General features: G+C 61.7%; 8 protein-coding genes. 2 read left to right on the plus strand and 6 right to left on the minus strand.

What is annotated here, in order from left to right; translation table 11 throughout:
• Positions 1–25: 25 nt before the first annotated feature.
• Positions 26–517, minus strand: coding sequence for a universal stress protein (locus tag M0654_RS10090; RefSeq protein ID WP_248682977.1), 492 nt, complete (start codon positions 515–517; stop codon positions 26–28).
• 126 nt (positions 518–643) lie between these two features.
• Positions 644–1,708 carry a tryptophan--tRNA ligase gene (gene trpS / locus M0654_RS10095; RefSeq protein ID WP_248683062.1) on the minus strand — a complete coding sequence of 355 codons (1,065 nt, stop codon included), beginning with the start codon at positions 1,706–1,708 and terminating at the stop codon, positions 644–646.
• A gap of 470 nt (positions 1,709–2,178) precedes the next feature.
• On the opposite strand from trpS, the gene M0654_RS10100 reads away from it, so the two are divergent.
• Positions 2,179–2,649 (plus strand): YcbK family protein, encoded by a 471-nt coding sequence (locus M0654_RS10100; RefSeq protein WP_118851394.1) that lies wholly within the window; start codon positions 2,179–2,181, stop codon positions 2,647–2,649.
• Positions 2,650–2,662: 13 nt separating this feature from the next.
• Here M0654_RS10100 and murJ read toward each other — a convergent pair whose 3' ends face one another.
• From murJ to mutS, 3 genes are all read right to left on the minus strand, one after another.
• A complete protein-coding gene (gene murJ, locus M0654_RS10105; RefSeq protein ID WP_248682978.1) occupies positions 2,663–4,249 on the minus strand; it encodes a murein biosynthesis integral membrane protein MurJ in 1,587 nt (528 codons plus the stop codon).
• A gap of 10 nt (positions 4,250–4,259) precedes the next feature.
• Positions 4,260–7,088, minus strand: a complete 2,829-nt coding sequence (locus M0654_RS10110) for a [protein-PII] uridylyltransferase (protein WP_248682979.1) — start codon at positions 7,086–7,088, stop codon at positions 4,260–4,262.
• Positions 7,089–7,221: 133 nt separating this feature from the next.
• Positions 7,222–9,879 carry a DNA mismatch repair protein MutS gene (mutS, locus tag M0654_RS10115; RefSeq protein ID WP_248683063.1) on the minus strand — a complete coding sequence of 886 codons (2,658 nt, stop codon included), beginning with the start codon at positions 9,877–9,879 and terminating at the stop codon, positions 7,222–7,224.
• Between the two features lie 197 nt (positions 9,880–10,076).
• On the opposite strand from mutS, the gene M0654_RS10120 reads away from it, so the two are divergent.
• A complete protein-coding gene (locus M0654_RS10120) occupies positions 10,077–12,374 on the plus strand; it encodes an NADP-dependent malic enzyme (protein ID WP_248682980.1) in 2,298 nt (765 codons plus the stop codon).
• Between the two features lie 211 nt (positions 12,375–12,585).
• On the opposite strand, the gene M0654_RS10125 is transcribed toward M0654_RS10120, so the two are convergent.
• A complete protein-coding gene (locus M0654_RS10125; RefSeq protein ID WP_248682981.1) occupies positions 12,586–13,458 on the minus strand; it encodes a GNAT family N-acetyltransferase in 873 nt (290 codons plus the stop codon).
• Between the last annotated feature and the right edge of the window lie 73 nt (positions 13,459–13,531).

Consider the following 13,531-nt stretch of genomic DNA (forward strand, 5'->3'; position numbering starts at 1 on the left):
GGTCAAGAACAACCTGGAGCCTAGCTCAGGCCAGCGCGTCAATTTCTTCTCCTGTCAGCGTGTCAGGCAGCACGGTGACAGGGATCGGGAAGGCCGCGCCTCGGCCGGCCACCGCGGAAACCAGTGGTCCCGGCCCTTCCTTGGTCGAGCTCGCCGCGAGGACCAGGATTGCGATGTCACGGTCTTCCTCGACCAGTTGGTTGATCTGCTCGGTGGCGTTGCCCTCGCGGATGACGATCTCGGGGTCAATCCCGATCGTGTCACGTACGCGCTGGGCGGCCTTGGCCATGATCGCTTCGGCTTCTTCCTGCGCTTCGGCCCGCATGATCTGTTCGACGCCGAGCCATTGCTGGAAGTCGCCTTCCGGAATGACAAACAGCAGGACCAGCCCGCCATTGGAGTTCTTCGCGCGGCGACCGGCGTAATGAACGGCCATTTCGCATTCGGGCGTGCCGTCGATGATTGCCATGAACTTGCGCCGGTGGCCCTCAAGCCGCGAAAGTCGCTTCGAAACCATTCAGCCCCCTCTGATCATCCCGACGGACGCGGTCGGGCTGCGAACTTAATGCCTGCTTCCTAAAATGAAAACCCGCCACTCGTCGTAGCGGGTTTTGTTCTTTTTGCCACTTCTGGCGGTTTTCCCTTAGCGCAGGAAGCCGATGATATCGAAGACGTCGCCCATTACCTTCTCGGCGCGGGCACGGGCGCGTTCACCACCGTCCTTCAGGATCGCGTCAATATGGGTGGTGTCATCCATCAGGCGGCGCATCTCAGCCGTGATCGGCGAGAGCACATGGACGGCGAGATCGGCGAGCGCCGGCTTGAAGACCGAAAACTGCTGACCGCCAAACTCTGCCAGGACATCTGCCTTGGTCTTGTCGGCCAGGGCAGCGTAGATGCCGACGAGGTTTTCGGCTTCGGGGCGACCTTTCAGGCCTTCGACTTCGCTCGGCAGGCCTTCCGGATCGGTCTTGGCCTTGCGGATCTTCTTCAGGATTTCGTCCTGGTCGTCCATCAGGTTGATGCGCGACAGGTCCGACGGATCCGACTTCGACATCTTCTTCGTGCCGTCACGCAGGGACATGACGCGCGGCGCCGGCCCCTCGATCAGCGGTTCGACAAGCGGGAAGTAGCCATGGATCGGTTCTTCGCCGACAACCATGTCAACGCCGGTGCCGGTGGCGCGGATCTTTTCCTGGAAGTCGATATTGAACTTCTGGGCGATGTCGCGGGCAAGCTCCAGGTGCTGCTTCTGGTCGTCACCGACGGGCACATGGGTCGCGCGGTACACGAGGATGTCGGCAGCCATCAGGCTCGGATAGGCGAGCAGGCCCAGCGAAGCGTTTTCACGGTCCTTGCCGGCCTTGTCCTTGAACTGCGTCATGCGGTTCATCCAGCCAATGCGGGCGACGCAATTGAACACCCAGGCAAGCTCGGCATGCTGCGGCACGGCCGACTGGTTGAAGACGATATGCTTCTTCGGGTCGATGCCCGAAGCTATGAAGGCGGCAGCGATCGAGCGGATCTGGTTGCGCAGGTCATCATGCACGAGTTGGGCGGTGATGGCGTGCAGGTCTACGACGCAATAGATGCAGTCGTTGTTTTCCTGGAGTGCGACGAACTTGCGGATCGCGCCGAGATAGTTGCCAAGATGAAGGTTGCCGGTAGGCTGTACGCCCGAAAAAACAAGCGGCTTGAAGGAATTCATATCGTCCTCGAACAGGCTGGTGGAAGGCCTCAGGCCTTGAGGCATGCGCTGCTCCGGCAGGTGTGAACGTCTCCGGAAACTGCGCCCCGCGGGCCATGTAGCTACGGGCGCGCTTATGCACTCGCTACGGGATGCAATCAAGGTCCCGCAATCAATCAAGCCACATGATCTTTGGGTCCGCGATCACGGCCAGGAGGGCCTCCTGGCGGAAGCACGCAAAGAATATCCGGCAGCACCAGAGTCTAACGATTCAATAGCGTGAATCGGACGCAAGTATTTGATTCCAATACTTTCGCGCAAAACCATTCCCCGGCCAAAGCTAATATGTTAACGTCCGTTAGCCATTAAGGCACCCACATTCCTCGCGTTTGAGCAAAAGCCTCCTTATTCGCGCCTCTTTTAGGAAAGAAATACCCAGACCAGAGCCTAGACAGCCTGCCATGAGGGCAGGTTCATTCTCGGGGGATACCATGCGCAATTTTTATCGCGTCGCGCTTGCTTGCCTTTTGACAGTAAGCTCCGCCCTGCACGCAGCCGCTGCAGATGACCAAAAACGCCGCGGCACGTCGTTCAAACATAAATATTCAGCCTATTATACAGTCCAACGCGTCAGTGTAAAAACCGCCTGCTTCCCGGAAAAGCTTGGGGCTATTCTTGCGCATATTGCCAAGAGGACCGGCAAGAAGCCGGTTGTGACCTCAGGCCACCGACCACGCTCCGGCACCTCGCAGCACAGCAGCTGTTATGCCGCGGACATCCGCGTTCCGGGTGTTTCGGAAAAGACCATCCTGGCTGCGGCGGCAAATGCGCCCGGCATCGGCGGCATCGGCCGTTATTGCAACGGCATCGTGCATGTGGACATCGGCCCGAAGCGCACCTGGGCACATTGCGGCAAAGGTCGGGTCAAATCGGCAAAGTACAAGCGCCGCGGCAAGTCCTGAGACGCGAAGGCTGTCACTCGGTCGGCGGTGCAGCCGGCTTGCGCCTGCCCTTCAGGTTGCGGCGGATCATGCCGAGATCGGCGCCACCAATGGCGAACGCGGTCGCGAAATAAACGATCATGGCCAGCGCCAACAGGCAAGAGAGCGCGAGCACCTGTTGGAGCAGATGCGCGCCGGGTGAGAGCCACGGCATCGCATATGGCAGCGCGTAATAAAGCGCGCCGGCCATGACCGCGGTTGAAACGACCAGCAGCGCCGTTCGACGCGCCAGCGCCCATTCCCACTGCAGATGGCCGCGCCAGACGAGCGTGCCAAACAGCAGCAGCACGTTTGTCCAACCGGCTGTTGCTTCCGCCGTGGCAATGCCACGCTCCGCAATGAGCGGGAAGAGTGTGATCGCCAGGCCCGAGTTGATGACCACGGAGATCATCGTGAATCGCATCGGCGTGCGGGTGTCCTCGCGCGCGTAAAAGCCTGGCTGCAACGCCTTGATAAGCACGAAACCGGGCAAGCCAATGCCATAGATCGCCAGGATCGATGCAACGACAGCGGTATTTTCAGCCGAGAACGCGCCGCGCTCGTAAAGGACACGGATAATCGCGTCGGAAAGCATCCAGAGGCCGGCCGCAGCCGGCAGCGTCAAAAACAGCACGAACTCGATCGAACGGTTCTGGGTATTGGCCGCTTCCTTCAGATGCCCCCCTTTCAGGGCCCGCGACAGTTCCGGAAGAAGCACGACACCCACCGCGACACCGACTACACCCAGCGGCAGCTGGTAGATGCGGTCCGCATATTGAAGCGCGGCGATCGCGCCTTCCTTTCCGGATGCGATCGCCTGTCCGATGATCTGGTTGATCTGGGTGATGCCTCCGGTGATCGCAGCCGGTACGGCAAGCCACAGAAGGCGCTTGACGTTCGGCGTCATGCGCGGGCGGCGAAAGCCGATATTGATACCTGCGTGCCGCACGCCGACATAAACCACGGAAAGCTGCAGCACGCCCGCCACCAGCACGCTCCAGGACAGGTACCAGGCGATGAGTTCGGGACCTGCGCCGATCCACATGCCGTAAAACAGGGCCGCGATCATCACCACGTTGAGGAATACTGGTGCGATGGCTGCCGCAAAGAAATGATGCAGCGAATTCAGCATGCCGCTCATCATCGCTGTCAGCGACATGCACATGAGGTAAGGGAACATCACCGCCGCCATGCGGATGGTGAGCGAGGTCTTCTCCGCATCATCCGCAAATCCGGGCGCAATGATCCATTGCACCAGCCACGGCATCATCAGTTCCATGGCAATAGTTATGATCAGCAGCGCGGAGAACAGGACCCCGAACACCTCTTCGGAAAAGCGTTTGGCGCCCTCCACCCCGTTGGCCTCGATCTCCTTCGAAAATAGCGGCACGAAGGCAGCATTGAATGCGCCCTCGGCAAACAGCCGGCGAAAGAGGTTGGGAAAGCGGAAAGCCGCGTAAAACACGTCGGCCATGGGGCCGGTGCCGAGTGCCGCGGCCATGAAGGTTTCACGGGCAAAACCGAAGATGCGGCTGCCGAGCGTGGCGCCGCCGACGGTGGCGAATTTCTTGACGAGGCTCATGGGCGGCAGCTCACGCGCTGGCCTTCGTCTTGCGCGAAGGTGTGGGTGTTGGCGCAGGTGCGATGATGCCGGACGGCATGCCGCTTCTCAACTCGTCCTCCTGCTCGGCCATGACGGCCTTCAGCCGCGCGGAAATGTTCGCCTGCCGATTTTCGTTGACGACCTTCTGGCCAACGAGATCCGTCACGTAGAAGGTGTCGATGACCTTTTCGCCAAATGTGGTGATGTGGGCGGAATGGATATCAAGCGAGAGGTCCGCCAGCACCGCCGTGATATCCGCAAGCAGACCGGTGCGATCGAGGCATTCGACCTCGATCACCGTGAACTTGTTCGACAGCGTGTTCGACAGCGTGACCGAAGGCGGTAGCACGAAGGTCTTGTTGCGCTTGCGGGACTTGGCCCGCGTGGCGATCACCTCCGGCAGGCGCTTCTTGCCCGACAGCACATCCTCGATCATGCGGCTGATCGTGCCGGCACGCCGCAGTTCGTCTTCGTCCACCGGAAATTCGCGATTGATGAGGATCGTATCCAGTGCACGCCCGTCCGACGTGGTGAAGATCTGCGCGTCAGCAATGTTGGCGCCGGCCGCAGCGCAGGCGCCGGCGATGATCGACAGGAGGCGCGGATGGTCCGGCGCCAGCACCGTGATTTCGGTAATGGCGTGGAAGTTATCGGTGCGCACCATGGTGGCAAGCGCCTGGCCTGCCTTGTCCGTGTCGCGGATGAAGGTCGCGTGGCGAACCTGGTCCTCGAGCGAGACCGACAGGAGATATGGCTGGTAGTGGAGCTTGGAATAGGTGCGCCGATCCTTCTGGCTCCAGTCGCCAAGCGCCTGGAACAGCTCTTCCTCAGCCAGCTTTGCGCGCTCCTTGCGCGACACTTCCGAGAAACCGCCGGAAAGCAGCAGCTCGGTTTCGTAATACAGAGTGCGAAGCAACTGGCCCTTCCAGCCGTTCCAGACACCCGGCCCGACTGCACGGATATCGCAGATGGTCAGCACGAGAAGCAGCTTCAGCCGGTCCATCGACTGCACCTTCTCGGCGAAGTCGGTGATGGTCTTGCGGTCGTGAAGGTCGCGGGTCTGCGCCGTCATCGACATCAAAAGGTGCTGCTCGATCAGCCAGACGACGAGTTCGGTCTGCTTCGGGTTGAGGCCGAGCCTCGGGCAAAGCTTGCGAGCGATGCGCGCGCCGGCAATCGAATGGTCTTCCTGACGGCCCTTCGCAACGTCATGCAGAAGCACCGCCACGTAAAGCACGGTGCGCTCTTCGATGCCCGGCATCAGCGTATTGGAAAGCGGATGGATCTCGGCCGACCTGCCCTGGTCGACTTCCGACAGCGCTTCGACGGAGCGGATCAGATGCTCGTCGACAGTGTAGTGGTGATACATGTTGAACTGCATCATCGCCACGACCTTGCCGAACTCGGGAATGAAGCGGCCGAGCACGCCCGCCTCGTTCATTCGCCGCAGCATCAGCGCCGGATCCCGACGCGAGGTGAGCATGGAGATGAAGAGCCGGTTGGCTTCGTCGTTCTCGCGCACGGTCTGATCGATCAGCGACAGCGACCGCGTCATGCGCTTCAGGGCATCCGGGTGCAGTTCCAGCCCGTTGATATCGGCCACATGGAAAAAGCGGATGATGTTGATCGGGTCGCGCTTGAAGACATCGGGATCAGCAAGGTTGATGCGTCCGCGGTCTTCGACGAAGTCTAGCGTGCCGGGGATCTTGTGAAGCCGCTTGGTAAAACGGGAAATGACGCGGCGGGTGAGACCGGGTGCTGCCTTCGCCTGCTGTTCTTCGAGAGCGGCACACAGAATGCGGGTCAGGTCGCCGACATTTTTCGATACCAGGAAGTAATGCTTCATGAAGCGTTCGACGGCCGAGAGACCCGGGCGCGACTGGTAACCCAGGCTTTCGGCGATCTCCCGCTGGATATCGAAGGACAGCCGCTCCTCCGCCTTCCCGGTGAGGAAATGCATGTGGCAACGCACCGCCCAGAGGAAGTCGTCGGCCTTCTCAAACAGCCGCGTTTCCTCGCGCGACAGGACGCCGAATTTTACAAGCTCGGCCGGGTCGCGGACGCGGTAATAATATTTGGCGATCCAGAACAGGGTATGAAGGTCGCGCAGGCCGCCCTTGCCTTCCTTGACATTCGGCTCGACGAGATAACGCGTATCGCCCGCCTTCTGGTGGCGCGCGTCGCGTTCAGCAAGTTTGGCAGCGATGAATTCCGGGCCGGTATCGGCGACGATCTCCTTGTCGAAGCGGGTCTCGAGATCTGTCACCAGCGGCGCGCTGCCGCAGATATAGCGGCTTTCGAGGATCGCCGTACGGATCGTCATGTCACCCTTGGAGAGGCCGATGCACTCTTCCACGGTGCGGGTGGCGTGACCAACCTTGAAGCCCAGGTCCCACAGGACATAAAGCAGGAACTCGACCGCCTTTCGCATGGCATCCGAGTTCTTTTCCGGCAAAAGAAACAGCAGGTCGATATCGGATCCTGGCGCCAGCGTGCCGCGGCCATAACCGCCGACGGCTGCAACCGCGATATCCTTGCCCTCGGGATGAAAGCCCGCGACGACAATATCATGGAGCACGGTGATGATCTGGTCTTGTAGCCAGGAAATGCGACGTGCACAGGCAAGCCCGCTGCCATCCTTGGCGAGAAGTTCGCGCGCCTTCTTGCGCCCCTCGACGCTTGCTTTGCGCAACACCGGCAGGAGCGCGCCGCGCGCCTCCAACTGCTTGAGCGCGCCATCCTTGACGATCGCCTCGCAATCGGTGCGAAGACGAGCAAGATCGAGAAGTTCAGAGAAGTCGATTTCGTTTTTGGCCATGGTGTCCTGCCGCTGCCCCGGCATGCCTCATAAAGTCTCGCGGCATTCCGGACAACGTTTATAAGCACGCGACGTTTCGAAGTCGTTGCCTGTCAACCTGGCAGAAACGTGTCATTAAAGACCACGGCGCCGGTCAGCCCAACTGCTTCTTCAACGCATACAGCGCGTCGAGTGCCTCGCGAGGTGTCATGTCGTCCGGATTGATGGCGCTCAGCGCCTCTTCCACCTTCGAAGGTCCGGCACGCTTGGCTTCTTCCTTGCGCACCGCCACCTGGAAGAGCGGAAGATCATCAATCAGCTGGCTGGCCGGGTTCTTGCGGTCGGAATCCTCAAGCTTTGTCAGCACATCGCGGGCGCGGGCGACCACGCTGTCGGGCAGGCCTGCAAGACGTGCGACCTGGATGCCGTAGGAACGGTCGGCGGCACCGGGGCCAACCTCGTGCAGGAAGATCACCTCGCCATCCCATTCCTTGACCTTCATCGTGGCATTGGACAGCCGGTCGAGCTTTTCGGAAAGCACCGTCAACTCGTGGAAATGGGTGGCAAACAGGCCGCGGCAGCGGTTTGCCTCATGCAGGTGCTCGACCGCCGCCCAAGCAATCGAAAGGCCGTCGAAAGTCGCTGTGCCACGCCCGATTTCATCCAGGATGACGAGCGAGCGGTCGGTCGCCTGATTGAGGATGGCGGCGGTCTCGACCATCTCCACCATGAAGGTGGAGCGGCCGCGCGCGAGATCGTCGGAGGCGCCGACGCGCGAGAAAAGGCGGTCGACGATGCCGACATGTGCGGTCGCCGCCGGCACGAAGGATCCCATCTGGGCGAGAATGGCGATCAGCGCATTCTGGCGCAGGAAGGTGGATTTACCACCCATGTTGGGGCCGGTAAGCAGCCAGAGCGCACCATAGCCTTCGCGCGACTGCGGACCATCATGGGGAGAGAGATCGCAATCATTTGCTATGAACGGCCCGGCAGACTGCTTGCGCAGCGCCTGCTCCACCACCGGGTGGCGGCCGCCTTCGATGTGGAACATGCGGCTGTTGTCGACGAGCGGACGGCGGTAGTCCCATTCTTCCGCCAGCATGGCGAGACCCGCCGCGACATCCACGACGGAAAGCGCACGAGCACCTGCCTTGATGACTTCCGCTTCGTCGGTTACCGCCTTCACCATGGTATCGAAGGCTTCAAGCTCGATGGTCAGCGCCTTGTCCGCGGCATTGGCGATCCGGGTTTCGAGATCCGCAAGCTCAGTCGTGGTGAAGCGCATGGCGCTTGCCATGGTCTGGCGGTGGATGAAGCGCGCCCTTCCCTCCGGCGTGTCGGTCATGGCGCCGGCGTTTCCGGCCGTTACCTCGATGAAGTAACCGAGCACATTGTTGTGCTTGATCTTCAGCGACTTGATGCCGGTCTCTTCGGCATATTGCAGTTGCAGGCCGGCGATCACCTTGCGCGACTGGTCACGGAGGGCTCTCACTTCATCGAGTTCGGCATTGGCACCCTCCGCAAGGAAGCCGCCGTCGCGCTTCAGCAGGGGCAGGTCCTGGGCAAGCATGCCGCCCAGCATGGTTTCGAGCTGCGCCGGCAGCGCTTTCAGGTCTGCCAGCGCCTCGCTCAACTCCTCCGGCAGCATTGCCTTGTCGAGGAAGGCTGTGACACCGCGCGCAGCTTCAAGACCCGCCAGAATGGCGCCCAGATCACGTGGTCCGCCGCGATCAAGCGCGAGGCGCGAAAGGGCGCGCGGCATGTCCGGCACGTGCTTCAGCGATGAACGAAGCTCGGAACACAGGCCCGGCTCATCGAGCAGGAAGGAGATGGAGTCGAGCCGCCGGTTGATGCGGTCGGGGTCGGTCAGCGGCGACATCAGTCGCTCGGCCAGCAGGCGGGCGCCGCCGCCGGTCACCGTGCGGTCGATTGCCTTCAGCAACGTGCCTTCGCGATCTCCCGAGAGTGTCCGCGTCAGCTCCAGGTTGCCGCGCGTCGCTGGGTCGATGAAGAGCGTCGATGCGCCGCTTTCGCGCTCGGGCCGGCCGAGCGGCGGGCGTTCGGCGATCTGGGTTTTCTCGACATAGGCAACGGCCGCGGCTGCCGCCGCAAGCTCGGAGCGGGAAAAGGTGCCGAAGCCATCCAGCGTGCCGACGCCGAAATAACGGGCGATGCGACCTTCGGCGCTCGCGCTGTCGAAGAGAACGGCCGGCTGCGGCACCGCCACCTTGCCGAGCACGTCGAAGACCGGCTTCAGTTCCGGATCATGGAACATTGTATCCGGCAGGATGAGCTCGCGCGGATCGATGCGCAGGATATCCGCAAGCAGGCGCGACTGGTCGGTTTCCGCCAGACGGAAGACACCGGTGGAGATGTCGATCCAGGCAAGCGCCATCTGGGCTTCCGACGAGCCGCGGATGCGTGCAAGCGCCATCAGGTAGTTGGACTCGGACGCGACGAGGAGCTTCTCCTCGGTGATCGTGCCGGGTGTGACGAGCCGTACCACGTCGCGCTTCACAACCGATTTCGAGCCGCGCTTCTTTGCCTCGGCGGGATCTTCCACCTGCTCACAGACGGCGACGCGGAAACCGAGCGCGATCAGCTTCTGCAGATAGTCGTCGGCTGCATGGACGGGCACGCCGCACATGGGGATGTCCTGGCCCATATGCTGGCCGCGCTTGGTGAGCGTGATGCCGAGCGCGCGCGACGCATCCACCGCGTCCTGGAAAAACAGCTCGTAGAAATCGCCCATCCGGTAGAAGAGCAGCGAACCGGGGTTGTTCGCCTTGATCTCGATGAACTGCTCCATCATCGGCGTTGCCGAAGCACGGCTTTCCTCAGTGGCAAGCTCGGCCGCGTTCAATGCTTCGGTGGAGAATCGTTCGTACTGGGTCACGGGACCGTTTTTTGTTGCGTGCTCGAACCTGCGACACTATCGATTATGACCCTTGAAAGACAACATCTGCAGCAGCCCCGGGGACGGCTGCCCACAAAAAAGCTGGAGGAGACATGGCCGCGAACGACACAGCGTCGAAGGGCGCAGCGCAAACGCGTGCATCGGTGACGGAGCAGGAGGCTCTGGATTTTCACTCGGAGGGGCGGCCGGGCAAGCTGGAAATCAACCCGACAAAACCCATGGCAACCCAGCGCGACCTTTCGCTGGCCTATTCTCCCGGCGTCGCCGTGCCGGTGAAGGCGATCGCCGCCGATCCTGCCACGGCTTATGACTATACCGCGCGCGGCAACATGGTGGCGGTCATTTCCAACGGCACGGCCATCCTCGGGCTTGGCAATCTCGGTGCACTCGCCTCCAAGCCTGTCATGGAAGGCAAGGCGGTGCTGTTCAAGCGCTTTGCCGATGTCGATTCGATCGACCTCGAGGTCGATACCGAGAATGTCGACGAGTTCATCAACTGCGTCCGCTACCTCGGGCCCTCCTTCGGCGGCATCAACCTGGAAGACATCAAGGCGCCGGAATGCTTCATCATCGAAAGCCGGCTGCGCGAACTCATGGACATCCCGGTCTTCCATGACGACCAGCATGGTACGGCCATCATCGCCGCCGCGGGGCTCATCAACGCGCTGGAACTGACGGATCGCGACCTGAAGACCACCAAGCTCGTCTGCAACGGCGCCGGTGCGGCAGCGATTGCCTGCATCGAGCTCATCAAGGCGATGGGCTTCAATCCTGAAAACATCATCCTGGTCGATACCAAGGGCGTCATCTACCAGGGCCGCACCGAAGGCATGAACCAGTGGAAGTCGGCGCACGCGGTCAAGACCGACAAGAGGACGCTGGCGGAGGCGATGAAGGGCGCGGACGTGGTATTCGGCCTGTCGCAGAAGGGCGCCTTCACCGAAGACATGATACGCTCCATGGCGGACCGGCCGATCATCTTCGCCATGGCCAATCCGGATCCGGAAATCACGCCGGAGGAAGTGGCGCGCATCCGCGAAGATGCGATCATGGCGACCGGGCGCTCGGATTATCCGAACCAGGTCAACAACGTGCTGGGTTTCCCTTACATCTTCCGCGGCGCGCTCGATGTGCGGGCAAGCCAGATCAACGACGCCATGAAAATTGCCGCCGCCCGTGCGCTTGCCAATCTGGCGCGCGAGGACGTGCCCGACGATGTTGCCGCTGCCTACCAGGGAAATCGCCCGCGGTTCGGGCCGCAATACATCATCCCTGTTCCCTTCGATCCGCGGCTGATCTCGGCCATTCCGGTCGCGGTTGCGGAAGCCGCGATGGAAAGCGGCGTGGCGCGCAAAGCGATCCCGGATCTTGCCGCCTATGCGCGCGAGCTTTCAGCCCGTCGCGATCCGATCGCCGCGACCACGCAAGGCATCTACGAGCGGGTGCGCCGGTTCCCGAAGCGGGTTGTCTTCGCGGAAGCCGAAGAAGAGCAGGTAATGCGGGCGGCAATCTCGTTCACCCACCAGAAGCTTGGCACGGCGATCCTGCTCGGGCGCGACGACGTGATCCGAGCCACGGCCGAAAAGGCCGGCATTGATCTCGACCGCCCGGGCATCGAGATCGTCAACGCCCGCCTGTCCAACCGCGTCGATGCCTATGTCGACCACCTTTACGCGCGGCTGCAGCGCCAGGGTTTCCTGCTGCGCGACGTGCAGCGACTGATCCACAACGACCGCAACCATTTCGCCGCGACCATGGTGGCCGTGGGTGACGCGGACGCCATGGTGACCGGCACGACACGCAATTACGCCACCGCCCTTTCGGATGTGCGCCGCTGCATCGACGTAAAGCCGGGGCACAAGGTGATCGGGGTGTCGCTGGTGATCGCCCGCGGGCGCACGATCTTCGTCGCCGACACTGCCGTGCATGACATGCCGAACGCCGAGCAGATTGCCGATATTGCGGTTGAAGCGGCAAGGGTCGCCAAGCGGATGGGCTACGAGCCACGCGTGGCGCTGCTTGCTTATTCCACATTCGGGCAGCCGACCGGCGAACGCTCGGAACGGGTGAGGGAAGCGGTGCGGATCCTCGACCAGCGCCGCGTGGACTTCGAGTTCGACGGTGAAATGGGCGCCGATGTGGCGCTCAATGCGCATCGGATGGAGCAGTATCCGTTCTGCCGTTTGTCCGGCACCGCCAATGTGCTGGTGATGCCGGCCATCCATTCGGCCTCGATCTCGACGCGGATGCTGCAGGAGCTTGGCGCCTCGACGGTGATCGGCCCACTGCTGGTCGGCCTGGACAAGTCCGTCCAGATCACCCAGATGGGCGCCAAGGACAGCGACATCGTCAACATGGCGGCGATTGCCGCCTACAACGCGGGTACGTGACAGCATTGAAGCAGTGTGCCCGGTGGATTAGAGTTCATCTCAACGAGGTCCACCGGCGCAGCCTCATGAAGGTCATCGAATAGCTAAACGCTCGAACTAGCTTTCGACCACCAAGGCTTAAGCACTTCCGTCCAGAGCAACCGCTGGAGAGCATGCTGCTCCTCACGGCAAACGAGACGATCGAGTACCGGGGTCTGATCCGGCTGATGCGTTAGCCGGCGAACCGGCCGGCGTCTGCACCGTAATAATTGATGTAGCGGTTCGAGATCGAGGCGATCGGCAGCACGATCAGCACGTCGGTCGTGTTAAAGGCGCGATCGACAACGGCGCCGTCTCCAACCATGGCGCCGAGGCGCAGATAACCCTTGATCAACGGCGGAAGGGCGCTCAAGGCCTGTCGCGTATTGATGGTCTCGAGCGGCATCAGGTCCATGTTGTTGTAGAGTTCAGGCCGCGCCGAAACCGCCCATTCGCCCTTGGCCGACACCGTGTGGTGGAGGAAGGAGAGAGCGACGGCATGCTCTTCCGGCTTGACACCGGAGAAGGACGCGCAGCCGAACATGGCGCTCATGCCATGCTTCAGCGAATAGGCCCAGTTGCCCTGCCACAGGAGCTCGACGGTACGCTTCGTGCGATAATCGGGCAGCACGCAGGACCGGCCGAGTTCCATGAACTGCTTGTCCGGGTGGCGGGCGAGCAGTGGTTCGATGTCGTATTCCGAGGCCGAGTAGAAGCCGCCATTGGCGCGCGCTACGTCCTGGCGCAGCAGCCGGTAGGTGCCGACGATCTGGTCTTCGATCTCGCCGGGGATGGAATGGTCGATAACCAGCAGATGATCGCAGAAGGCATCGTAGGAATCCATGTCGCGTTTGCTGCTCATCGCCTCCGGGCTGAGCTGCGCATTCATCTCTTCGACGAAAACGCGATAACGGACGGCCTGGGCCGCCTCGATCTCGCGCGCGTTGCGGGCCAGCCGGGTTTCGAGCTGCCCAATGCGGCCGAATGTATCGCCGCTTGCCGGAACAGGGGCCGGCGCCTGGTTTGAAGACACGGTCACTTCGCGTTTCAGGAGTTCGGTTGCCATGGTGATTTCCCCGCCCGGGTTGGACCACCATCGTTAATCACGCTCCTGCGACAGAAACGTGACAGCCGCGGGC

This window comes from Neorhizobium turbinariae, assembly GCF_023223505.1.
GTDB classification, from domain to species: Bacteria; Pseudomonadota; Alphaproteobacteria; order Rhizobiales; family Rhizobiaceae; genus Neorhizobium; species Neorhizobium turbinariae.